Here is a 21524-nt window from a genome sequence, read left to right as displayed (position 1 = left end):
AGGGTCGGTTCCATGTCCGAAAGCACGCTTGACCTCACCCTGGACGGCCCGGCGCTCACTGCCCGGCTCGTCGACTTCCCGTCGGTCAGCGGTCAGGAGGAGGAGCTCGCCGACGTGATCGAGTCGGCGCTGCGCACCCTCCCGCATCTGACCGTCGACCGGCACGGCAACAACGTCGTGGCCCGGACGAACCTGGGCCGTGCCGAGCGGGTCGTGCTCGCCGGACACATCGACACCGTGCCGATCGCCGACAATGTGCCGTCCCGGCTCGACGAGGACGGTGTGCTGTGGGGCTGCGGCACCTCCGACATGAAGTCTGGCGTCGCCGTCCAGCTGAGGATCGCCGCGACCGTGCCCGAGCCCAACCGCGACCTCACGTTCGTGTTCTACGACAACGAAGAGGTTGCCGCGCACCTCAACGGGCTCGGCCACGTGGCCGACGCCCACCCCGAGTGGCTCGCCGGGGACTTCGCGGTCCTCCTGGAGGGCACCGACGGCCAGGTCGAGGGCGGCTGCCAGGGCACGCTGCGGGTCTTCCTCCGCACCGAGGGGGAGCGGGCCCACTCCGCCCGCAGCTGGATGGGGTCCAACGCCATCCACGCAGCTGCCCCGGTCCTGGCCCGCCTCGCCGCGTACGAACCGCGCCGCCCGGTCATCGACGGTCTCGAATACCACGAGGGCCTCAACGCCGTACGGATCGAGGGGGGCGTCGCCAACAACGTCATCCCGGACGCGTGCACCGTCGTCGTCAATTACCGGTACGCCCCCGACCGCACCGCCGAGGAGGCCCTGGCCCACGTCCACGAGGTCTTCGCGGACTGCGGCGTCGTCGAATTCACCGTCGACGACCACTCGGGGGCGGCCATGCCCGGCCTCTCCCACCCGGCTGCCAAGGCGTTCATGGCGGCGGTCGGCGGCACCGCCCACCCCAAGTTCGGCTGGACCGACGTCTCCCGCTTCAGCTCCCTCGGCGTCCCCGCGGTGAACTACGGACCCGGTGATCCGCTCCTCGCGCACAAGCGCAACGAGCACGTGGCGGTCGACCGGATCACCCACTGCGAGGAGCGGCTCCGCTCCTGGCTCACCAGCTGACCCACGGCATTCCCCTGTCCGTAACCTCCGTCGAATTACCCTGACCTGACACAGATGGTCATCGATCGTCGTCGGAGGGAGCAGGTCATGGGCAACCCCGAGGGAGCGCACGTCCCCGAGGAACAGCGGCAGGGCCCGGTACTGCGCCGCAGGGACCAGGTACAGCCCGGCACCACCGATCAGCGGCTGCTGGACACCGAGGGCGACTCCGAGTGGGTGCACACCGACCCATGGCGGGTGATGCGCATCCAGTCGGAGTTCGTCGAAGGATTCGGAGCCCTCGCCGAGCTGCCGAGCGCCATCAGCGTCTTCGGCTCGGCCCGCACCCCGGCCGGCGGGCCGGACTACGAGGCGGGCGTAAGGATCGGCAAGGCCCTGGTCGAGGCCGGCTTCGCGGTGATCACCGGAGGCGGCCCCGGAGCCATGGAAGCGGCGAACAAGGGGGCGCGGGAGGCGAAGGGCGTCTCGGTCGGCCTCGGCATCGAGCTGCCCTTCGAGTCCGGCCTCAACCCGCACGTCGATATCGGCGTGAACTTCCGCTACTTCTTCGTCCGAAAAACGATGTTCGTGAAGTATGCCCAGGGATTCGTCGTTCTGCCCGGCGGACTCGGCACCCTGGACGAGCTCTTCGAGGCCCTCACCCTCGTCCAGACGGGCAAGGTCACCCGCTTCCCGATCGTGCTGTTCGGCACCGCGTACTGGAGCGGGCTCGTGGACTGGCTGCGGGACACGGTGGTGGCGCAGGGCAAGGCGTCCGAGCACGACCTGCTGCTGTTCCACGTCACGGACGACGTGGACGAGGCGGTCGACCTCGTGACGAAGGAGGTCGGCCGGTAGATCGGTCCCCTTCGGCGATCGAGGGGCGGGGACCGGGACAGAGCCCCGGTTCCGGGAAGGGGCGGGCAGGGGGGCAGGGGACAGGGCCCGCCCCTGGGCGCCCCGCCCTCCCCGCCACCTCGCGCTCCGGCTACGCCAGCCCCCTCCGCGCCACGGCAGGCTCCCGGTGCCCCGCGATGGACGCCACCATGTCCAGCACCTGCCGCGTCTCCGCCACCTCGTGCACCCGGTACACCTGCGCCCCCAGCCACGCGGACACGGCCGTCGTCGCCAGCGTCCCGATCACCCGTTCCTTCACCGGCCGGTCGAGCGTCTCCCCGACGAAGTCCTTGTTGGACAGCGATACGAGGACCGGCCAGCCGGTCTCCGCCATCTCGCCGAGCCGACGCGTCGCCTCCAGCGAATGCCGGGTGTTCTTCCCGAAGTCATGACCGGGGTCGATCATGATCCCGTCCGGCCGCACCCCGAGTCCGACCGCCCGCTCGGCCAGCCCCAGCGTCACCCGCAGGATGTCCGCCATCACGTCGTCGTACGCGATCCGGTGCGGCCGGGTCCGCGGCTCGGCGCCGCCCGCGTGCGTACACACCAGACCGGCGCCGTACCGCGCGGCGACCTCTGCGAGCTTCGGGTCGACGCCGCCCCACGCGTCGTTCAGTACATCCGCACCGGCCTCGCAGACCGCCTCGCCGACATCGTGGCGCCAGGTGTCGACGCTGATCACCACATCCGGGTGGCGGCGCCGCACCTCGGCGACGAACCCCACCGTGCGACGGGCCTCTTCCTCGGCGCTCACCTCTTCACCGGGGCCCGCCTTCACACCCCCGATGTCGACGATCGCCGCGCCGTCCGCGATCGCCTGCTCGACCCGGGCCAGCGCCGGCTCGTCCCGGAATGTCGCGCCCTGGTCGTAGAAGGAGTCCGGGGTGCGGTTCACGATCGCCATGATCACCGGCTCGTGCGCACCGAATTCACGCCGCCCCAGCCTGAGCGCACCGCTTCGCATCCCGTGTCTCTCCTCTGGTAGATCGCCCGGTGGGTCGCCTGCGACCCTAACTGTCACCGCCGCATGGCACGATCGGACCCGGACAGGTTTCCGCTCCCGGGGAGATGCGCGTGTTCTGGTTCTTGCTGCTGGCGATGGTGGTGGTCGTGGCCGCGGTCACCCTCGCGGTGGTCGGCGGAGGGAGGAGCGCCGTCCTGCAGGACGTGGCGCCCGAGCAGCTGACCGACCCGCTGCCCACGACGCGTCCGGTCGGCCGAGCGGATGTCGAGGCGCTGCGGCTGCCGGTGGCCGTACGCGGCTACCGCATGACGGATGTCGACGAGGCACTCGGCCGGCTCGGCGCCGAGCTCGCCGAGCGGGACGCGCGGATCGCGGAACTGCAGTCGGCGCTGGCCGGCGCGCAGGCGACCGCGGTCGGTGGCCCCGATCTCCTCAAGCGGCCGCAGGACCGGCCGCAGCTGACGCGGGAGCGGCCGCAGGACCGTCCGAGAGCGCCGTGGGAGGCGCCCCGACAGGAAGACCAGCAGGACCCGCAGCGGACAGAGCGCCCCGGAGAGGACCCCCAGCGATGAGCGGCGGCGCAGAAGCGGCCCCGGACGGCGGTCTGCGCTGCCCGTGGGGGCTCTCCACCGAGGACTACCTCACGTACCACGACACCGAATGGGGCCGCCCCGTCCACGGCGACGACGCCCTCTTCGAACGGCTCTGCCTGGAGGCCTTCCAGTCCGGCCTTTCCTGGCTGACGATCCTGCGCCGACGGGAGGGCTTCCGTTCCGCCTTCGCCGGGTTCAAGATCCCCGCGGTGGCGGATTTCACCGACGCCGACAAGGAGCGCCTCCTCGCCGACGCCGGCATCATCCGCAACCGGGCGAAGATCGACGCGACCCTCGCCAACGCCAAGGTGCTGGCCGACTGGCGCGCCGGCGAGCTGGACGAGCTGATCTGGTCCTACGCCCCCGACCCGGCCGGCCGCCCGGCCCCGCGCACCGTCGGCGACGTTCCCGCGGTCACCCCGGAGTCCACGGCGCTGGCCAAGGACCTCAAGAAGCGCGGTCTGCGCTTTGTCGGACCCACGACGGCCTACGCCCTGATGCAGGCCTGCGGCCTGGTCGACGACCACCTGGCCGACTGCGTGGCGCGCGGCACCGGGGCGTAGACCCGCCCCGGCGGCTACCGGCCGAGGTACTTCGGCTTCTCCTTGTTGAGGAACGCCTGCACCGCGATCGAGTGGTCCTCGGACGCGCCCGCCTTTGTCTGGAGCTCGTCCTCCTTCTCCAGCGCCTCGCTCAGCGTGTGACCGGCACCGTAGGCCAGGGACTCCTTCAGCGCCGCGTACGCCACCGTGGGACCGGACGCCAGGGTGCGGGCCACGGCGGCGGCCTCCGCAGCCACGTCGGCGGCGGGCACCAGCTTGTTCACGATGCCCAGCTCATGGGCGTCCTGCGCGGAGATCGAACGCGGGAAGAGCAGCAGGTCGGCGGCGCGGCTCTGCCCGATCAGGCGGGGCAGCGTCCAGGAGACGCCCGAGTCGGCGGTGAGGGCGACCCCGGCGAACGAGGTGTTGAACGAGGCGGTGTCGGCGACCACCCGGTAGTCGCAGGCGAGCGCGAACCCGAAACCGGCACCGGCGGCGACACCGTTGACCCCGGCGACGACCGGCTTGGGCATCTCGGTGATGGCCCGCACGATCGGGTTGTAGTGTTCCCGCACGGTGCTCAGCGCGTTGCCGCTGCCGGACTCACGGGCCTCGTCGAGCTTGCCGACGTGTTCCTTCAGATCCTGGCCGACGCAGAAGGCGCGCCCGGTCGCGGTGAGCAGAACGGCCCGTACGGCCGTGTCGGCCGCCGCGGACTTCAGCGCGTCACGGAGCGCCACCTTGGCCGCGGTGTTCATGGCGTTCATCGCGCCGGGACGGTTGATCGTGATCGTCGCGAGTCCGTCGCTCACTTCGTAGAGCACGCTGTCCGCCATCTGGTCGGCCATTTCGCTGTCCCTTCTGCACCTCGGGCAATGCCTGTCCAGGCAAGCATGGCCGACTCGGGCGGGAGCGAACATGTGACCTGCGTCTAACAATTGCGCCCCGATGGAGCGGTGAAGGGGACGGAGTATCGCAGCTGGATCGCCGAATTGGGTGGTTTTGAGAGAGCGCGTTGCGCAAGCGATGCCGACCGATGTTGGTCATTGGGGTCTGTGATGCGGGATAATGGCCTGGAAGCAATGTGTTCGATGCCGGTGACACAGCGCCTGTCATGGGGCCGCCGGTTGTGATGAGCTGGTTTCAGGAAGGGGAACGAGCATGGCGGCCATGAAGCCGCGGACGGGCGACGGCCCGCTCGAGGTGACAAAGGAGGGGCGGGGCATCGTCATGCGCGTTCCGCTCGAAGGCGGCGGTCGGCTTGTTGTGGAGCTGACTCCGGATGAGGCCGATGCACTCGGCGATGCCCTCAAGAAGGTCGTCGGCTGAGCAGAGGCGCCCACACTTCATCACTGCCCCGGCACGGTGTCCGTGCCGGGGCAGTGATGCGTTCACACTCAACGGAATCAAGCCCGTCCGGCGATTGAGTAAACCCGGCTGCTCCAGGTACGGGGACACGGGGCAAGAACCCCGCCGGCCCCTCAGCCCCGCCGCACCGCGCCCCTCAGCCCCGTCGCACCGCGCACAGCAACCCGTCGCCCACCGGCAGCAACGTCGCCATCAGCTCCTGGCTCTCCCGCACCGCACGCAGCAGCTCCCGCAGTCGCAGCACCTCCGCGGGCTGCGCCGCCGAGTCGACCGTACGGCCGTCCGCGAAGACACCCTCGAAGCAGACCAGGCCACCAGGTCGCAGCAGGCGCAACGATTCAGCGAGACAGTCCAGGCTCTCCAGCCGGTCGCCGTCGCAGAACACCAGGTCGTATCCGCCGTCCGCGAGCCGCGGCAGTACGTCCAGGGCGCGGCCGGGAATGAAGCGGGCCCGATTGGCGGCGAACCCCGCTGCCCGGAACGCCGCACGGGCGAACTGCTGGCGCTCGGGCTCCGGGTCGACCGTGGTCAGCACCCCGTCGGGCCGCATGCCGTGCAGCAGATAGAGTCCGGACACGCCGGTCCCGGTGCCGATCTCGGCCACCGCTTTGGCGTCCGTCGTGGCAGCGAGCAAGCGCAGCGCGGCGCCGGTACCTGGCGACACCGAGCGGAGCCCTGCCTCCCGAGCCCGGTCCCGGGCCCAGCGCAATGCTTCGTCCTCGGCGACAAAGGCGTCGGCGAACGCCCAGCTCGTCTGCCGGTTGGCGGTAATGACCCTCTCCTGTCCCCGTAGTTGGCGCAACGGTGACTGTATCCGCTGCACCCGGGAACCCGCAGATGGGACCGGGCGTTATGCGAGGGCAGGGGAAAGCCCGTGGAACCGGCCCGCAGATCGGGTCCGGGAGACACGGGCCGGCGTTTCCCGGGGTGATCCCCGGCCCCAGCAGGAAAAAGGCTTATCCGGAGCTAACGGGCGAGGTCGCTATGGTAGGGGCTCCACTGGACACCACCAGAGCCGATAGGGGAGGTGCGGCTGCGCCTGTGGATCGGAGAGGAGTGCTGCGGCGCTTCCTCAGGTCGGCGGGTGAGCCGAAATCCGTGACCAACATCGCTGACCGTTCTTCCAACGAATCCGCACCGACCGCGACCTTCGCCTCAGATGCGGACTCCCAGGCGTGGACGCCGCCCTCATGGGAAGAGATCGTCAGCACGCACAGCGGCCGTGTCTATCGCCTTGCCTACCGGCTGACGGGCAACCAGCACGATGCGGAGGACCTCACACAGGAGGTCTTCGTGCGCGTGTTCCGGTCGCTGTCGACCTATACGCCGGGCACCTTCGAGGGCTGGCTGCACCGCATTACGACCAACCTGTTCCTGGACATGGTCCGTCGTAAGCAGCGGATCCGCTTCGACTCCCTCGGCGACGACGCCGCCGAGCGGCTGCCGAGCCGTGAACCGTCCCCGCAGCAGGTCTTCAACGACACCCACTTCGACGCGGATGTGCAGCAGGCGCTGGACACCCTTGCGCCCGAATTCCGTGCCGCTGTCGTGCTCTGTGACATCGAGGGCCTCTCGTATGAGGAGATCGCCGCGACGCTGGGCGTGAAGCTCGGTACGGTGCGCAGCCGTATCCACCGCGGTCGCTCGCATCTGCGCAAGGCGCTGCAGCACCGTTCGCCCGAGGCCCGTGCCGAGCAGCGCTCGCTGGCGGGCGCGATCCTGGCAGGGGAGGGCGGAACGGCGTGAGTGGCACAGTTCCGACCCCCGCGGAACAACACCTGGGGGACCGGCTCGCCGCGCTTGTCGACGGTGAGCTGAAACACGACGCCCGAGAGCGGGTGCTCGCCCACCTCGCGACCTGCGCCAAGTGCAAGGCCGAGGCTGCCGCCCAGCGGCGCCTGAAGAGTGTCTTCGCGCAGTCGGCCCCGCCTTCGCCGTCCGAGGGGTTCCTCGCCCGGCTGCAGGGGCTTCCCGGGGGACCGGGGGGTGACGACGACGACCGGGGGAAACCATTCGGCGGCTCCGGGCGTTTCGCCGACGGGCACTTTCCCGTGATTCAGCCGTCCGGCAGCCGCACGGATTCGCCGGGGAATTCGCCACTGGGGAGTTTTGGCTTCCTCCCGGCCCCGCACGGCTCGACCGCCGTACTTCCGGGTGGCTCCTCCCGCTCGGGGTTCCGGATCCATGAGGTCGGCCGTGAGGGAGACCGCTCGCCGTGGCGCGGCCGGAGGTTCGCCTTCGCAGCGGCCAGCGCCGTATCGCTGGCGGCCATCGCCCTGGGCGGTGCCCTGCCTACGGGGGCGGGCCCCAGCTCCCCGGCCCGGGCCGCGGGCGCCGGAAACACGGTGAACCCGCTCGACACCGCGTCCCGCAGTGAGAGCGGCAGTTCGGTGAGCCGCCGCGGCGGTGGCAGCCAGGGCACCCTTGCCGCTACGGAGGCGGGCGACCGCTCGACCACGGCCGCTGCCCCACCGCCCCTGCCGGAGGCCACACCAGCGGTGCCTTCCACCGCTCCCGCGCTGCTCTCCACGGGAAGTCTCGTGGAGAACACCTTCGCCGTTCAGGTTCTGACCAATGTGTCCGCGCCACCGCTGATACGCCCGACCGGCACCACCCCGCTCTTCGCCCAGGTGTTCGGACGACCGGCCTCACAGCCCCCGGAGCCCTCCGCGCCGCCGTCCTGGACGCCGCCGTCGGCCTCGGCCCTCCCCACCCCCGCCGATCGCGATCTGCCGCTTTCCTCCCGGCGCTGACCGGGGTCTGCGCAGACATTCGCAAACCTGGTTGAATTCCGGGAGGAATTCCGGGACGGACGCCCCTGCCGGGGCGTGCAGAGGCCAGACGCGGCAGTTGCGGGGAGAGCATGGAAGACGGGAAGTCCACCGGGCCGAAGGCGAAGTGGTGGAGTCGGCCCACGGCGGGAGGTACCACCCGCACCGCGCCGGACGAGCCGACCCCCGTCCAGGACACGGCGCCCACGGTCGATGTGACTGGCGCGACGGGCGTGACGGAAGCACACGCAGCCGAGGTGCCCCCTCAGCCGTCGGCACCCGAGACGGTGTCATACCCGCCCGCACCCGAGCCCGTGGCGTCCGTAGTGGCCACGCAGCCCGTGGCGCCTCTTCACGAGCCCGATCAGTACAGCACCCCGCCGTACGGCGGACCCGGCCCCTGGGCGCCCGCACCACCCGTACAGCGGCCGGTCCCGACCCCGGCACACGGCACCCCCGTACCCCCGCAGTACGCGGGTACGAACGGCGCCGGCATCCCCACCTCACCCGCCCCCGGCCTCACGCCCCCGCCTCAGCAGCCGCAGTCGCAGCCGACGCATTGGCTCCAGTACGACCCCTGGGGTGCGCCCCGGCAGCCGCTGACCAACCCGGGCCCGCCGCTCGGGGCCGACGGCGGCCGCAAGAAGAACCGCCGTGGCTCCCTCCTCGTCGGTGCGGTGCTGCTCGCACTGGTGGCGGGCGGCATCGGCGGCGGCATCGGCGCCTACATCGAGCGCAACGGCGGCCTCACCCAGGTCGAGCTTCCGCAGACCGGCCACAACAGCGGCGGCCGCGCCCCCGACAGCGTCGCGGGGATCGCCTCCAGCGCCCTGCCCAGCGTGGTCACTCTCCATGTCAGCGGCACCACCGAATCCGGCACAGGCACCGGCTTCGTTCTCGACAAATCAGGCCATATCCTCACCAACAACCATGTCGTCGCCCCGGCCGGGTCCTCCGGCGAGATCACTGTGACGTTCAGCGGCGGCGAGACCGCGCGCGCCGAAGTCGTCGGCAAGGACAGCGGCTACGACCTGGCCGTGGTCAAGGTCACCGGCGTCTCCGGTCTCAAGCCGCTGCCGCTGGGCAACTCCGACAATGTGCAGGTCGGCGACCCCGTGGTGGCCATCGGCGCACCCTTCGACCTGTCCAACACCGTGACCTCCGGCATCATCAGCGCCAAGGACCGGCCGATCACCGCGGGCGGCGAGAAGGGCGACGGCAGCGACATCAGTTACGTCGACGCGCTGCAGACCGATGCCCCGATCAACCCGGGCAACTCCGGCGGTCCGCTCGTCGACACCGACGCCCATGTCATAGGCATCAACAGCGCCATCCGTGCTGCCGACAGCGGTTCGAGCACCGAGGGCGGGCAGGCAGGGTCCATCGGTCTCGGCTTCGCCATCCCGATCAACCAGGGCAAGCGGGTCGCCGAGGAACTGATCAACACGGGGAAGGCCACTCACCCGGTGATCGGCGTAACCCTGGACATGAAGTACACGGGGGACGGCGCCAAGGTCGGTACGAAGGGTGCGGCGGACAAGCCCGCGGTGACGCCCGGCGGGCCCGGTGCCAAGGCCGGGATCAAGCCGGGGGACGTCATCACCGAGGTCGACGGCAGGCGGGTGCACAGCGGCGAGGAGCTGATCGTGAAGATCCGCGCACACCGTCCCGGCGACCGTCTGGACCTCGGTCTGACCCGTGGTGGTAAAGACCTGTCCATCTCTTTGACTCTTGGTTCGGCAACCGGCACGTGACAGTCGCGGGACGCTACCGCGCGGACAGTTTCGACCGGTACCGTGGGCCGGGTCCGGACCACAACCGACCTGGTCGCGGAGAACACGAGGAGCAACAGGGTGTTCAATGACATAGGCCCACTGGAGCTGGTGACGCTCGCGATCCTGGGCGTGCTGATCTTCGGCCCGGACAAGCTGCCCAAGGTCATCCAGGACGCCTCGCGCTTCATCCGTAAGATCCGTGAGTTCTCGGAGAGTGCCAAGGAGGACATCCGTACCGAGCTCGGCCCGGAGTTCAAGGACTTCGAGTTCGAGGACCTCAACCCCAAGACGTATCTCCGCAAGCAGCTCGTGGACGGCAATGACGATCTGGGGCTGAAGGAGATCCGCGAGAGCTTCGACCTGCGCAAGGATCTGGCCGAGGTCACCGACGCGGTGAACGGCCGGGAGAACGCGGCCGTGGAGTCCGCGGACTCCCAAAGCGGCGTGTCGAGCGGCGCGGCGATCGCCGCGGCCAACGGCTCCGCCGGTACTCCCGACCTGCTCAAGAAGCGTGAACAGCCTGCGAAGGACGACCGCCCGCCGTTCGACGCAGACGCCACCTGACAGCAGTCAATCCCGGCTCGCCCGGACGGTATGGCTATTCTCCATCTGTCCGGTTGTGAGGACGCCCGTGGGGGGCGGGCCGCTCCGGACGCTAGGGATCGAGGAGGCGGCCGGGCAGATGGAGACGACCAGTCGGGTGGGCGCGGAAGGTGCGCCGAGCACAGTCACCGCAGAGGGGGTAGCGGCGGCCCGGCGTACTGTCGACGGTTATCTGGCAGCCCCGTTTCCCTGGTACGGACTGGACGAGGCCTTCACCGGGCCGCGTTGGCGGATGCAGGTGGGCACCGCGGCGGACGGCACTGTGCAGCACGGTTCCATCGGGCACGGTGACGAGCCGTCGGTACGGGCCGACGCGGGTGTCGAGAAGCAGCGATTCGCCGTCGTCGTGACGGTGGCCAGCAGCCCGGTGCGGCGCAGCGGTGACGGTACGGGGGTTCTGGACGCGACCACGGTCTCCTCCGCGGCCTGGCTGGCCGGGTCCGGCCTGCTCGCCTGTACGTGGCCCCCGCAGATGGATCACACACTGCGTGATGACTGGCTGGACCAGCAGACGGAGACCGCGTTCGAACTCGCCGACGACATGGACGGTCCCGCATGGTCGGCGCTGTCGCTGCCGGTGGACGGTGTCCCGGTGCCGTTCCACTACCGCGAGTCCGAGTTCGGCTGGGTGCTGGCGGGGTCGGCGCACGGCGGGGTGCACATCGGGGCGTATGGGCGGGGCATGAGCGCGTACGGGCTGGGGTTCTCGGTGGTCGCCGACATCGCGACGTACGCATAGGCCGGGGCGGTGGGCGGTGACCGGTCATGGCCGGTTGCCGCTTCGCCCTCGATCGTCGGCCGGGCTCGAAGACGTCCTCAAACGCCGACCAGGCTCGGTTTTGCCGGACGGGCCCGGAAATCAGGCCCGCCCGGCGATGCCTTCGTCCCCGCTCAGAACTTGTTGCGCGGGGTGATTCCCAGCGACATGCCCGCCAGGCCGCGCTGACGGCCTCCCAGCTTGTCCGCGATGGTGCGGAGCGCCTTGCCGGCCGGGGAGTCGGGGTCGGACAGGACGACCGGCTTGCCCTCGTCGCCGCCCTCGCGCAGCCGTACGTCGATCGGGATGGAGCCGAGCACCGGCACCTCCGCGCCGACCGTCCTCGTCAGGCCCTCGGCGACCTTCCGGCCGCCGCCGGTACCGAACACGTCGACCATCTCGTCGCAGTGCGGGCACGGAAGCCCCGACATGTTCTCGACGACACCGACGATCTTCTGGTGGGTCTGCACGGCGATCGAACCGGCCCGCTCGGCCACCTCGGCCGCCGCCTGCTGCGGAGTCGTGACGACCAGGATCTCGGCGTTCGGCACGAGCTGTGCCACCGAGATCGCGATGTCACCGGTGCCCGGCGGCAGGTCGAGCAGCAGGACGTCCAGGTCGCCCCAGTACACATCCGCGAGGAACTGCTGCAGTGCGCGGTGCAGCATCGGTCCGCGCCACACCACCGGGGCGTTGCCCGGGGTGAACATGCCGATGGAGATGACCTTCACGCCGTGCGCCGACGGCGGCATGATCATGTTCTCGACCTGGGTCGGCTTGCCATCCGCGCCGAGCATCCGCGGCACGCTGTGCCCGTAGATGTCCGCGTCCACGACACCGACCTTGAGGCCGTCGGCCGCCATCGCGGCCGCCAGGTTCACCGTGACCGACGACTTGCCGACGCCGCCCTTGCCGGATGCCACCGCGTAGACCCGGGTCAGCGAGCCGGGCTTGGCGAACGGCACTTCGCGCTCGGCCGTGCCGCCGCGCAGCGAGGACGCGAGTTCCTTGCGCTGTTCGTCGCTCATCACGTCGAGCGTGACATCGACGCGCGTGACGCCTTCGACCTTCGCCACCGCGTCGGTCACGCTCTTGGTGATGGTCTCGCGCATCGGGCAGCCGGACACCGTGAGATACACCGTGACAGCGACCGCACCGTCAGCATCGATCTCGACCGATTTCACCATGCCGAGTTCGGTGATCGGACGGTGGATCTCCGGGTCGTTCACTGTCGCCAGTGCCTCAAGCACCGCGTCTTCCGTAGCCATACGGACGATGTTACGGCGCCTGCTGCTACGCGTGAGTAGCCCCGTCAGCGGTCTTCGTCACTCTCGGCCGGGAATAGGGCACGCCGGTCGTCCAGGTCCCTCATGAGGTCTTCCAGTTCGGAGCGGATCCAGTCGCGGGTGGCGACCTCGCCGAGCCCCATCCGCAGTGCCGCGATCTCGCGGGTGAGGTACTCGGTGTCCGCGATGGAGCGCTCGTTCTGCTTGCGGTCCTGCTCGTAGGTGACCCGGTCGCGGTCGGCCTGCCGGTTCTGCGCGAGCAGGATCAGCGGGGCCGCGTACGAGGCCTGGAGCGAGAGCATCAGCGTCAGGAAGATGAACGGGTACTGGTCGTACCGCCATGCCGTCGGCGCGAAGACGTTCCACAGCAACCAGACGATGATGACCAGCGTCATCCAGGAGATGAAGCGCCAAGTCCCCAGGAAGCGGGCGATCCGCTCGGAGAACCGGCCGAACGTCTCGGGGTCGTACGCGGGCAGCAGCCGCCGCCGCGGGGCCCTCGGCTGGTCCAGCCGGGAACGGGGCGGGCGCGCGATGCCCGAGGCGCCCGTCGGCGCCCCCTTCGTGCGGTCCTCACCTGCCACGGGCGACCTCCTCCTCACCGTGGAAGTCGGTCTCCCGCCAGTCCTCGGGCAGCAGGTGGTCGAGTACGTCGTCGACGGTCACAGCGCCGAGCAGGGATCCGCTCTCGTCCACGACCGGCACCGAGACCAGGTTGTACGCGGCCAGATAGCTCGTCACGGCCGACAAAGGGGTGTCCGGGGTGAGGGGGACGAGATCGCTGTCGACGATCGAGCTGACCAGGGCGTACGGCGGATCCCGCAGCAGCCGCTGGAAGTGCACGGTGCCCAGGTACTTGCCGGTCGGTGTCTCGTCCGGCGAGCGGCACACGTACACCTGGGCGGCGAGTGCGGGGGACAGATCCGCCTGCCGGACCCGTGCGAGCGCGTCGGCGACCGTCGCGTCCGGCCGCAGAATGATCGGCTCGGTGGTCATCAGACCGCCGGCGGTCCGTTCCGCGTATGCCATCAGGCGCCGCACATCCGCCGCGTCGTCCGGACGCATCAGGGCCAGCAGCCGCTCCTTGTCCTCCTCCGGCAGTTCGGACAGCAGGTCGGCCGCGTCGTCCGGGTCCATGGCCTCCAGGACATCGGCGGCACGCTCCTCCTGGAGCTTGCCGATGATCTCCACCTGGTCGTCCTCGGGCAGCTCCTCCAGTACGTCGGCGAGCCGGTCGTCGTCGAGCGCGGCCGCTACCTCGGCCCGTCGCTTCGGCGACAGATGGTGCAGCGCGTTGGCCACGTCGGTCGGGCGCAGCTGCTCGAACGTGGCGACCAGGGACTCGGCGCCCTGCCCGTCCTCCTCCAGCGAGAAACCACTGACCGCCGACCATTCGACCGTCAGGGTCTCGCCCTTGCGCCGCAGCGCCCCACCCTTGCCCTTGCGTACGAAGTACTTGTCGATCTCCCAGTCGCGACGGGCCGGAAGCTGCGACACGGAGACATCGAGGACGGTGACCTCCTCGCCGGTCTCCACGAGGCGGACCCGCCGGTCGAGGAACTCGCCGAGCACCAGGCGTTCGGTGGGCCGCTGTTCGAAGCGCCGCATGTTGACGACACCGGTGGTGATGACCTGACCGGACTCGATCCCCGTCACCCGGGTCATCGGGAGGAAGATCCGGCGACGGCTGAGCACCTCGACGACCAGACCGAGCAGCCGGGGCGGCCGACCGCCGACCCGCAACATCGCGACCAGGTCGCGGACGCGGCCCACCTGATCGCCGTTGGGGTCGAAGACCGGGACGCCGGCGAGGTGCGAGACGAAGACCCGGGGGGCGCCTGCCGCCATGGTGCGCCTCCTTCTTCCGTGTACGACTTCTCTGTCCGGTCCGTTTGACGGCTAATTAACCGTTATGACGGGATCAGGCTAGCCCGTACCGCTCCGGGCTGCCCCGGTGGATCCGTCCGTACGGCTCTCTGCCGGAAGGCGTGAACGGCACAGGTACGCTGCCGTCTGCCACCCCCGCCATGCAGATGAGAGGCAGTGCGCCCGTGACCTCTTCCGTTCCGCCCGTCCGGGCCCGACGCCGCCGGACCGCGCTCGCCGTTGTGCTCTGCGCGGGGCTGACCGCCGCTCTCACGGCGTGCGGGGGCGAGGATCCGGACAAGGGGACCAACGGCGTCGGCAAGCTCGCCGCCACGGAGATCGAGAAGAAGGCGCAGACCGCAGCGGACTCCGCCGATGCGGTGCGCCTCGCCGGGACGCTGGTCAGCAAGGGCGGCACGTACAAACTCAATATGCAGCTCAAGGAGAAGGGCGGCATCGGCTCCGTCGTCTCGAAGAACAGCACGTTCGAGCTGCTGCGGATCGGTGACGAGCTCTATCTGAAGGCGGACTCGGGGTTCTGGAGCCACGACGAGAAGTCCGGTGCCGACAACGATGCGGGCGGGGCGGCCGCGGACAAGCTCCAGGACAAGTACGTGAAGGTGCCCGAGGACGACCCCACGTACAAGCAGCTGCGCGGTTTCACGGACAAGGAGACCCTGCTCGACGGGCTGCTCACCTTGCACGGCACCCTCAACAAGGGCGACCGGGAGAAGGTCGGACCGACCCGGACCGTTCAGATCACGGGCGGCAAGGGCGAGGGCGGAACGCTCGACGTCTCGCTGGAGGGCACGCCGTATCCGCTGCGTTTCGCGCGCGGCGGCGGCGGGGGGATCGTGAAGCTGTCGGACTGGGGCAAGGACTTCACGCTGGAGGCCCCGGCGAAGGGCGACACGGTCGACTACGGGCAGCAGCTGCCCAAGACGTCCTCCTGAGAGCGGGCCGCACGGCACGCGGTCCAGGAGGTGGCCCTGTCCGCGGATCAGAGGCTCCGCCCGGTGGATCAGCGTCGGACAGGCCCTGCCCCGGTCAGCCCTTGCGCGCCCGCTTCAGCAGCCGCGGCAGCCCGGCCGGCACCGGCCGCCGCGTGGTCGCGGACGTCGGCAGGGGCGCAGCGGCCAGCGAGCCGTCCGGCAGTTCCGTACGGAATTCGCCGGGTGTCAGCCGCAGCACCCGGCATTCGCGCGCCCATCGCTCCGTCATCTGTTCGGCGTCCGGTGTGTTCAGCCGCTTGCCCTTGAGTTCGGCGACGGCGGCCTCCCACTCCTCGGAGTGCGGCGCGAGCTCAGTCACGGCGGCCGTCCAGGCGACCAGCCGGCCGCCCTTGTCCTTGCTGCGCACGGTCACCTCGGCGGCTGCCCCGTCACCGAGGCCGGCCGGGAGCGGCTGTTCGCCGGGGCCGTCGCCGACCAGATGCACCGCGCCCTCGTGCCACACGTGCCACAGCGCCCGCGCGGGCCCGGTGCCCCGTACCCAGATGAGGCCCGACTTCTTGGTGGCCTCCTCGACGAGAGCCCGGCCCAGCGGCACGTCAGCGGCAGCAGCAGTCATACCCGAACTCTATTAGAGCCAGCCGTTGCGCTTGAGTGTGCGGTGGATGGAGAAGCAGACCACTCCGATGACGCCCAGCACCATCGGGTAGCCGTACCTCCAGCCCAGCTCGGGCATGTGCTTGAAGTTCATGCCGTAGACGCCGCAGATCATCGTCGGTACGGCGACGATGGCCGCCCAGGACGTGATCTTGCGCATGTCCTCGTTCTGCGCGACGGTCGCCTGCGCCAGGTTGGCCTGGAGGATCGAGTTCAGCAGTTCGTCGAAGCCGATGACTTCTTCGTGCACCCGCGCCAGGTGGTCGGCGACGTCGCGGAAGTACTTCTGAATGTCGGGGTCGATCAGCCGCATCGGGCGCTCGCTCAGCAGCTGCATCGGCCGCAGCAGCGGCGACACTGCCCGCTTGAACTCCAGGACCTCACGCTTGAGCTGGTAGATCCGGCCGGCCTCCGAGCCGCGAGGGCTGCCCTTCGCGGGGGTGGAGAAGACCTCGATCTCCACCTCGTCGATGTCGTCCTGGACGGCGCCCGCGACCGCGATGTAGCCGTCGACGACATGGTCGGCGATGGAGTGCAGGACCGCGGAGGGCCCCTTGGCGAGCAGCTCGGGGTCGTCCTGCAGCCGGTGCCTCAGTGCGCGCAGCGAGCCGTGGCCGCCGTGCCGGACGGTGATGACGAAGTCCCGGCCGGTGAAGCACATCACCTCGCCGGTCTCGACGACCTCGCTGGTCGCGGTGAGCTCGGTGTGCTCGACGTAGTGGATGGTCTTGAAGACGGTGAAGAGGGTGTCGTCGTACCGCTCCAGCTTCGGCCGCTGGTGGGCGTGGACGGCGTCCTCCACAGCGAGCGGGTGGAGGCCGAACTCGCGGGCGATACCGGCGAATTCCTCCTCGGTCGGCTCGTGCAGGCCGATCCAGGCGAAGCCGCCCTCCTCGCGCACCTGGAGCATCGCCTCGTGCGGCGTGCGGCAGGTGCCGGTCTCCACGCGCCGTCCGTCGCGGTAGACCGCGCAGTCTACGACCGCGCTGGAGGCGGACGGGTCACGGGTGGTGTCGTAACTGTTGTGCAGGGTGTTGCTCTTGCGCAGGGACGGGCGCACGGCGGCGCGCAGGTCGCGGATCATCGACATGGCTGGCTCCTTCACGGAGGGCCGTCGTCGGGCACGTGGAACAGCCCGGAATGGGGACGTGCGCTCACGTCCGCAAAGCGGGCGGCACCGCAGCGGCGCGATGACGGCGTTCGCTACAGACAGGCAAAAAAGGGGTGCTCTTCCGTCGTGCGCAATGCCATGGGCCTTGACCGAGAAGGCTTCAGATCACCGAAGAGAGGTGAGGAGCGGAAGAGCGGTTGGTACTGCACGGTCGACTTCGATCCATTGCAGCCCCACCTCCTCCAGCCGGTCCCCCGTGGGGGATGACGTGTCGTCGGGACTGAGAGCGACGCTTCTGCGTGCTGCCCCGACCAGCGGCCAAGACTATCAGCCGACTGAGGGCCAATCCTTTACTTTGCCCGTTCCATACGCGTCCTATGCTCGCAGGATGGGAGAAATTCTTGCGCTGGTCGAGGCCCGGCTGCTGACGGCCTTCGGTGAACCGGACGCGCGCGCCGCAGTGACGTTTCTCGGGACGGACCGCATCGAGGTGCTCCGCTTCACCGACCGTGACGTGGTGCGCTACGCCACGCTCGGCATGTCCGCACAGCCGATGGCCGACCCGACCGCGGCCCTCGCGGACCCGGTGAAGGGCCCGCGCGCCGAGCTGGTCCTCTCCGTGCGCGCCGGACTCGCCGACACCGACAAGGTGCTGCGTCCGCTGGCCGTGCTGGCTGCCACCCCGCAGGTCGAGGGGCTGATCGTGGCGCCCGGCGCCTCGCTGGACCTCGGCGAACCGCTGTGGCCCGGGGCGCCGTTCAGCTCCGTGCTGGTCGCCGAGTCGGGCGGCCTGGTGGAGGACCTCGAACTGAATGAGCCTCTGCCGCGCAGCGGCTCCGTGAGGGGCGGTGGCCGGGAGGCGAGTGGGCCGATGGAGCCGGTACGGTTCCTGCCCCTGCTGCCGATGACGCACAACGAGGCCGCGTGGAAGCGGGTCCGCGGTGCGCAGGAGCTCCAGGAGCGGTGGCTCTCGCACGGTACGGATCTGCGTGATCCGCTGCGTGGCTCCGTGGCGCTGGACTGAGACGCAGGACCGACCGGCTCAGTCATGCCGGGCATACGGGAAGCCCCGCCGCGCAGCCAGGAGGGGGAGCCGCGGGCGGGGCAGAACCGGGTTTGCGTCGTGGTCAGTCGGCGAAGACCGTGACGCCGTCCTCGGTGGCGTGCCCGGGCTCCAGCTCCTTTGCCTCGTGGGTCAGCGCCGTACGCCGGATCCGGACGACGACCGCACCGACGACGGCCGCGATCGCGGCGACCACGAACGGGATGTGAATGTTGCTCCACTCCTCGATCTTCGGTGCGAGGTACGGGGCGGCGGCCGCGGCGAACCAGCGGACGAAGTTGTAACCCGCGCTCGCCACCGGGCGCGGCGCGTCCGACACACCGAGCGCCAGCTCCGTGTAGACGGTGTTGTTCATGCCGATGAAGGCGCCGGAGACGATCGTGCAGACGATGGCGGCGGCGTGGTTGCCGTATCCCAGGATCACGAGGTCGACGGCGAGCAGCACCAGCGAGGCGCCGAGCACCTTCAGCGACCCGAAGCGCTTCTGCAGCCGCGGGGCGACGAGCACCGAGAAGACCGCGAGCAGCAGACCCCAGGCGAAGAAGACCGCGCCCGACTTGTACGGCGTCATGTTCAGCACGAACGGTGTGAACGCCAGGATCGTGAAGAACGCGTAGTTGTAGAAGAACGCCGAGGTCGCGACGGAGGCCAGGCCGCCGTGGCCGAGCGCCTTGATCGGGTCGAGCAGCGAGGTCTTCCTGGCGGGCTTGGGCTGCTCCTTCAGGAACGCCGTGATGCAGATGAAGCCGATCGCCATCAGCGCGGCCGTGCCGAAGAACGGGTAGCGCCAGCTGGCGTCACCGAGCAGGGCGCCGAGCAGCGGTCCGCAGGCCATGCCGAGACCGAGCGCCGACTCGTAGAGCAGGATCGCCGCCGAGCTGCCGCCGGCCGCCGCACCGACGATCACGGCGAGCGCGGTCGACACGAAGAGCGCGTTGCCCAGCCCCCAGCCGGCCCGGAAGCCGACGAGTTCGGCGACGGACGACGAGGTGCCGGAGAGCGCGGCGAAGACGACGACGAGCGCGAGGCCGGTCAGCAGCGTCTTACGGCCGCCGATCCGGCTGGACACGAAGCCGGTGACGAGCATTGCCACGGCGGTGATCAGGAAGTACGAGGTGAAGAGCAGCGACACCTGGCTCGGCGTCGCCTCCAGGCCCTTGGCGATGGACGGGAGAATCGGGTCCACCAGGCCGATTCCCATGAATGCGACAACAGACGCGCCCGCCGTGGCCCAGACGGCCTTCGGCTGGCGCAGGATGCTGCCCGCTCCCTGATCGAACGGATCCTCTCCCTGCATGGGTCTTCTCGCTCTCCACTAGATCGTTGCGGTATACACAGAATAAGTTAGAGGAACTAATGAATGCAAGTTACATCTAATTTTTGCTGGTGGGAACCACGCTGCGGACGGGTGATCATCCTTGACGCGGCGGCGGTCCTGGAGGACCGTTGGACGCTATGAGGGGCGAACCCAGTTGCCCGAAGTGCGGAGGCCGGGTCAGGGCGCCCGGTCTCTTTTCCGACACCTGGCAGTGCGCGGTGCACGGCAGTGTGCAGCCGCTGCAGCCGGTCGTCCCGCCCAGCGTCGAGGCGCTGAGTGTGGTGGTGCAGCGGGCCCAGGTCCCGGTGTGGATGCCCTGGCCGCTGCCGGTGGGCTGGCTGTTCACCGGTGTGGCGAGCGCGGGTGACGACCGCAGTGGCGGTCGCGCCACCGTCGTCGCCTGTTCCGGCCCCGGTCCCGTCGGCGGTATCGGCGAACTGCTGCTCGTCACCGAAGAACTCGGTGTCGGACTCGGGGCGCGCTACGCCGGGATCGACGGCCTCGACCCCGGCCCCTATCTGCACGTCGACGGCCCGCCGGACGTGAAGATGCTCGCCGCCGGCCGCCCCACCCCGCTCTGGAACGTCAAGGGAGCGCCCGAGGACCGGGCGGTCTTCGCGGGCGAGGCGCGCGGGCTCTGGCTCTGGGCGATCGTCTGGCCCGAGCAGTCCGGGCTCCTGATGTACGACGAGCTGGTGCTCGCCGATCTGCGCGAGGCCGGGGGTGAGATGGACCTCGTACCGTGCGGGGCGCTCACACCGCGCCTGCTCAACTAGGAGGGGCCTGCCTGGCGGACCGGCCCTGGCGCCTCGGGTGCCCGCAGGGCCTTCGGGCCCGGCCGGGCACCGCTCGAATGCCGGTTATCCCTCGAATGCCGGTTATCCTTGGATGTCCCCTTGTCCGGCCCGAGCACTGGAGTACGCGTCGTGCGCATCGACCTGCACACCCATTCCAGCGCGTCGGACGGCACGGACACCCCCGCCGAGCTGGTGCTGGGTGCAGCCGCCGCAGGCCTCGACGTCATCGCCCTCACCGACCACGACACCGTGCGCGGCCACGCCGAGGCGATCGCCACCCTCCCGGAGGGGCTCACCCTGGTCACCGGCGCCGAGCTCTCCTGCCGGATCGACGGCGTGAGTCTGCACATGCTGGCGTACCTCTTCGACCCCGATGAGCCCGAGCTGGCACGCGAACGCGAGCTGGTACGGGACGACCGGGTGCCGCGCGCCCGGACCATGGTGGGCAAGCTCCGGGCGCTCGGCGTTCCGATCGAGTGGGAGCAGGTCGCGAGGATCGCCAGGGACGGATCGGTCGGCAGGCCGCACATCGCCACCGCACTCGTCGAGCTGGGCGTCGTCGAGACAGTCTCCGACGCCTTCACGCCCGAATGGCTCGCGAACGGCGGACGCGCGTACGCCGAGAAGCACGAACTCGACCCCTTCGACGCGATCCGGCTGGTCAAGGCCGCCGGTGGCGTCACCGTCTTCGCCCACCCGCTCGCCGTCAAGCGCGGTGAGGTGGTGCCCGAGTCGTCGATTGCGAAGCTTGCCGCCGTGGGCCTCGACGGCATCGAGGTCGATCACATGGACCACGACGAGCCGACCAGGGCCAGGCTGCGCGGGCTCGCCCGGGACCTGGGGCTGCTGACGACCGGGTCCAGCGACTACCACGGCAGTCGCAAGACCGTCGGACTCGGCGAGTACACCACCGACCCCGAGATCTACGGCGAGATCACCCGGCGCGCCACGGGAGCCTTCCCGGTGCCGGGCGCCGGCGGACCCCGCCCCGCGTAACGACGCACGCGTCGTCGCCGGGGCGTGAAGCCCCTCGCCGCCCTGCAGGCGGCCGGACGCGTACCGCCACTCGTCCCACTACTGCGTTCCATTTCTGCGCACCCGGCCGCCAGGCCGCCGCCATGGCTTCGGGGTGCGC

At 70.0% G+C, this 21524-nt stretch carries 23 protein-coding genes; 14 read left to right on the top strand and 9 right to left on the bottom strand.

What is annotated here, in order from left to right:
• The first annotated feature begins 12 nt into the window (after positions 1–12).
• Positions 13–1092, top strand: a complete 1080-nt coding sequence (gene dapE / locus IEZ15_RS01805; RefSeq protein WP_114246478.1) for a succinyl-diaminopimelate desuccinylase — start codon at positions 13–15, stop codon at positions 1090–1092.
• Between the two features lie 87 nt (positions 1093–1179).
• On the top strand, positions 1180–1929 hold the full coding sequence (locus IEZ15_RS01800; protein ID WP_114246479.1) for an LOG family protein: 750 nt from the start codon (positions 1180–1182) through the stop codon (positions 1927–1929).
• A gap of 130 nt (positions 1930–2059) precedes the next feature.
• On the opposite strand, the gene folP is transcribed toward IEZ15_RS01800, so the two are convergent.
• Positions 2060–2932 (bottom strand): dihydropteroate synthase, encoded by an 873-nt coding sequence (folP, locus tag IEZ15_RS01795; RefSeq protein ID WP_114246480.1) that lies wholly within the window; start codon positions 2930–2932, stop codon positions 2060–2062.
• 104 nt (positions 2933–3036) lie between these two features.
• Between folP and IEZ15_RS01790 the strand changes: the two genes are divergently transcribed.
• Together IEZ15_RS01790 and IEZ15_RS01785 are read left to right on the top strand one after the other, a co-directional pair.
• The gene (locus IEZ15_RS01790) at positions 3037–3504 is read left to right on the top strand and encodes a hypothetical protein (RefSeq protein WP_229845682.1); all 468 of its coding nucleotides are present in this window, start codon (positions 3037–3039) and stop codon (positions 3502–3504) included.
• Positions 3501–4088, top strand: coding sequence for a DNA-3-methyladenine glycosylase I (locus IEZ15_RS01785; protein ID WP_189273585.1), 588 nt, complete (start codon positions 3501–3503; stop codon positions 4086–4088). The genes IEZ15_RS01790 and IEZ15_RS01785 overlap by 4 nt, the downstream gene beginning before the upstream one ends.
• A gap of 14 nt (positions 4089–4102) precedes the next feature.
• Here IEZ15_RS01785 and chcB read toward each other — a convergent pair whose 3' ends face one another.
• Positions 4103–4915 carry a 2-cyclohexenylcarbonyl CoA isomerase gene (gene chcB / locus IEZ15_RS01780; protein ID WP_189273584.1) on the bottom strand — a complete coding sequence of 271 codons (813 nt, stop codon included), beginning with the start codon at positions 4913–4915 and terminating at the stop codon, positions 4103–4105.
• Between the two features lie 313 nt (positions 4916–5228).
• Between chcB and IEZ15_RS01775 the strand changes: the two genes are divergently transcribed.
• Positions 5229–5396, top strand: coding sequence for a DUF3117 domain-containing protein (locus IEZ15_RS01775; protein WP_003966491.1), 168 nt, complete (start codon positions 5229–5231; stop codon positions 5394–5396).
• A 175-nt stretch (positions 5397–5571) separates the two neighbouring features.
• Here the strand turns inward: IEZ15_RS01775 and IEZ15_RS01770 are convergent, their stop codons facing one another.
• Positions 5572–6237 carry an O-methyltransferase gene (locus IEZ15_RS01770; RefSeq protein WP_114246482.1) on the bottom strand — a complete coding sequence of 222 codons (666 nt, stop codon included), beginning with the start codon at positions 6235–6237 and terminating at the stop codon, positions 5572–5574.
• Between the two features lie 182 nt (positions 6238–6419).
• Here IEZ15_RS01770 and sigE point away from each other — a divergent pair, with 182 nt between their 5' ends.
• From sigE to IEZ15_RS01745, 5 genes are all read left to right on the top strand, one after another.
• The gene (gene sigE, locus IEZ15_RS01765; RefSeq protein ID WP_229845706.1) at positions 6420–7181 is read left to right on the top strand and encodes an RNA polymerase sigma factor SigE; all 762 of its coding nucleotides are present in this window, start codon (positions 6420–6422) and stop codon (positions 7179–7181) included.
• Positions 7178–8188, top strand: coding sequence for a zf-HC2 domain-containing protein (locus IEZ15_RS01760; RefSeq protein WP_114246483.1), 1011 nt, complete (start codon positions 7178–7180; stop codon positions 8186–8188). Before sigE ends, IEZ15_RS01760 begins: the two co-directional genes overlap by 4 nt.
• 110 nt (positions 8189–8298) lie before the next feature.
• Positions 8299–9960, top strand: coding sequence for a S1C family serine protease (locus tag IEZ15_RS01755; RefSeq protein ID WP_189273583.1), 1662 nt, complete (start codon positions 8299–8301; stop codon positions 9958–9960).
• Between the two features lie 99 nt (positions 9961–10059).
• Positions 10060–10545: a sec-independent translocase gene (locus tag IEZ15_RS01750; protein WP_189273582.1), complete on the top strand. Its 486-nt coding sequence runs from the start codon at positions 10060–10062 to the stop codon at positions 10543–10545.
• 118 nt (positions 10546–10663) lie between these two features.
• Entirely contained in the window at positions 10664–11323 is a 660-nt protein-coding gene (locus IEZ15_RS01745) for a hypothetical protein (protein WP_114246485.1), read from the top strand.
• A 152-nt stretch (positions 11324–11475) separates the two neighbouring features.
• Here the strand turns inward: IEZ15_RS01745 and IEZ15_RS01740 are convergent, their stop codons facing one another.
• Genes IEZ15_RS01740 through IEZ15_RS01730 form a run of 3 tightly spaced genes read right to left on the bottom strand, consistent with a single transcriptional unit; the run spans position 11476 to position 14475 of the window.
• Positions 11476–12609, bottom strand: a complete 1134-nt coding sequence (locus tag IEZ15_RS01740) for an Mrp/NBP35 family ATP-binding protein (RefSeq protein ID WP_114246486.1) — start codon at positions 12607–12609, stop codon at positions 11476–11478.
• Between the two features lie 44 nt (positions 12610–12653).
• Entirely contained in the window at positions 12654–13211 is a 558-nt protein-coding gene (locus tag IEZ15_RS01735; RefSeq protein WP_114246487.1) for a DUF1003 domain-containing protein, read from the bottom strand.
• Complete coding sequence (locus IEZ15_RS01730; RefSeq protein WP_114246488.1) at positions 13201–14475, bottom strand: magnesium transporter MgtE N-terminal domain-containing protein; 1275 nt, start codon at positions 14473–14475, stop codon at positions 13201–13203. The genes IEZ15_RS01735 and IEZ15_RS01730 overlap by 11 nt, the downstream gene beginning before the upstream one ends.
• A 203-nt stretch (positions 14476–14678) precedes the next feature.
• Here IEZ15_RS01730 and IEZ15_RS01725 point away from each other — a divergent pair, with 203 nt between their 5' ends.
• Positions 14679–15446, top strand: coding sequence for a hypothetical protein (locus IEZ15_RS01725; protein ID WP_189273581.1), 768 nt, complete (start codon positions 14679–14681; stop codon positions 15444–15446).
• A 94-nt stretch (positions 15447–15540) separates the two neighbouring features.
• Here IEZ15_RS01725 and IEZ15_RS01720 read toward each other — a convergent pair whose 3' ends face one another.
• Both IEZ15_RS01720 and IEZ15_RS01715 read right to left on the bottom strand, forming a co-directional pair.
• Positions 15541–16062, bottom strand: coding sequence for a hypothetical protein (locus tag IEZ15_RS01720; protein WP_189273580.1), 522 nt, complete (start codon positions 16060–16062; stop codon positions 15541–15543).
• Between the two features lie 12 nt (positions 16063–16074).
• A complete protein-coding gene (locus IEZ15_RS01715) occupies positions 16075–17190 on the bottom strand; it encodes a magnesium and cobalt transport protein CorA (RefSeq protein ID WP_114246491.1) in 1116 nt (371 codons plus the stop codon).
• 409 nt (positions 17191–17599) lie between these two features.
• Here IEZ15_RS01715 and IEZ15_RS01710 point away from each other — a divergent pair, with 409 nt between their 5' ends.
• Positions 17600–18235 (top strand): suppressor of fused domain protein, encoded by a 636-nt coding sequence (locus tag IEZ15_RS01710; RefSeq protein WP_189273579.1) that lies wholly within the window; start codon positions 17600–17602, stop codon positions 18233–18235.
• 103 nt (positions 18236–18338) lie between these two features.
• Here IEZ15_RS01710 and IEZ15_RS01705 read toward each other — a convergent pair whose 3' ends face one another.
• Complete coding sequence (locus IEZ15_RS01705) at positions 18339–19571, bottom strand: MFS transporter (protein ID WP_189273578.1); 1233 nt, start codon at positions 19569–19571, stop codon at positions 18339–18341.
• Positions 19572–19729: 158 nt separating this feature from the next.
• Here IEZ15_RS01705 and IEZ15_RS01700 point away from each other — a divergent pair, with 158 nt between their 5' ends.
• Both IEZ15_RS01700 and IEZ15_RS01695 read left to right on the top strand, forming a co-directional pair.
• Positions 19730–20368, top strand: a complete 639-nt coding sequence (locus IEZ15_RS01700) for a DUF6758 family protein (protein ID WP_114246494.1) — start codon at positions 19730–19732, stop codon at positions 20366–20368.
• 150 nt (positions 20369–20518) lie between these two features.
• Positions 20519–21385 (top strand): PHP domain-containing protein, encoded by an 867-nt coding sequence (locus IEZ15_RS01695; RefSeq protein WP_189273577.1) that lies wholly within the window; start codon positions 20519–20521, stop codon positions 21383–21385.
• The last annotated feature ends 139 nt before the right edge of the window (positions 21386–21524 follow it).

Source organism: Streptomyces atratus, assembly GCF_014648655.1.
GTDB classification, from domain to species: domain Bacteria; phylum Actinomycetota; class Actinomycetes; order Streptomycetales; family Streptomycetaceae; genus Streptomyces; species Streptomyces atratus.
This window is presented reverse-complemented; position numbering and strand designations above follow the sequence as displayed.

What these genes read in the sequence shown, in the direction of transcription:
- dapE (WP_114246478.1), top strand. Translation starts at nt 13, where the DNA reads ATGTCCGAAAGCACGCTTGACCTCACCCTGGACGGCCCGGCGCTCACT.
- IEZ15_RS01800 (WP_114246479.1), top strand. Translation starts at nt 1,180, where the DNA reads ATGGGCAACCCCGAGGGAGCGCACGTCCCCGAGGAACAGCGGCAGGGC.
- folP (WP_114246480.1), bottom strand. Translation starts at nt 2,932, where the DNA reads ATGCGAAGCGGTGCGCTCAGGCTGGGGCGGCGTGAATTCGGTGCGCAC.
- IEZ15_RS01790 (WP_229845682.1), top strand. Translation starts at nt 3,037, where the DNA reads ATGCGCGTGTTCTGGTTCTTGCTGCTGGCGATGGTGGTGGTCGTGGCC.
- IEZ15_RS01785 (WP_189273585.1), top strand. Translation starts at nt 3,501, where the DNA reads ATGAGCGGCGGCGCAGAAGCGGCCCCGGACGGCGGTCTGCGCTGCCCG.
- chcB (WP_189273584.1), bottom strand. Translation starts at nt 4,915, where the DNA reads ATGGCCGACCAGATGGCGGACAGCGTGCTCTACGAAGTGAGCGACGGA.
- IEZ15_RS01775 (WP_003966491.1), top strand. Translation starts at nt 5,229, where the DNA reads ATGGCGGCCATGAAGCCGCGGACGGGCGACGGCCCGCTCGAGGTGACA.
- sigE (WP_229845706.1), top strand. Translation starts at nt 6,420, where the DNA reads ATGGTAGGGGCTCCACTGGACACCACCAGAGCCGATAGGGGAGGTGCG.
- IEZ15_RS01755 (WP_189273583.1), top strand. Translation starts at nt 8,299, where the DNA reads ATGGAAGACGGGAAGTCCACCGGGCCGAAGGCGAAGTGGTGGAGTCGG.
- IEZ15_RS01745 (WP_114246485.1), top strand. Translation starts at nt 10,664, where the DNA reads ATGGAGACGACCAGTCGGGTGGGCGCGGAAGGTGCGCCGAGCACAGTC.
- IEZ15_RS01740 (WP_114246486.1), bottom strand. Translation starts at nt 12,609, where the DNA reads ATGGCTACGGAAGACGCGGTGCTTGAGGCACTGGCGACAGTGAACGAC.
- IEZ15_RS01730 (WP_114246488.1), bottom strand. Translation starts at nt 14,475, where the DNA reads ATGGCGGCAGGCGCCCCCCGGGTCTTCGTCTCGCACCTCGCCGGCGTC.
- IEZ15_RS01720 (WP_189273580.1), bottom strand. Translation starts at nt 16,062, where the DNA reads ATGACTGCTGCTGCCGCTGACGTGCCGCTGGGCCGGGCTCTCGTCGAG.
- IEZ15_RS01715 (WP_114246491.1), bottom strand. Translation starts at nt 17,190, where the DNA reads ATGTCGATGATCCGCGACCTGCGCGCCGCCGTGCGCCCGTCCCTGCGC.
- IEZ15_RS01710 (WP_189273579.1), top strand. Translation starts at nt 17,600, where the DNA reads ATGGGAGAAATTCTTGCGCTGGTCGAGGCCCGGCTGCTGACGGCCTTC.
- IEZ15_RS01705 (WP_189273578.1), bottom strand. Translation starts at nt 19,571, where the DNA reads ATGCAGGGAGAGGATCCGTTCGATCAGGGAGCGGGCAGCATCCTGCGC.
- IEZ15_RS01700 (WP_114246494.1), top strand. Translation starts at nt 19,730, where the DNA reads ATGAGGGGCGAACCCAGTTGCCCGAAGTGCGGAGGCCGGGTCAGGGCG.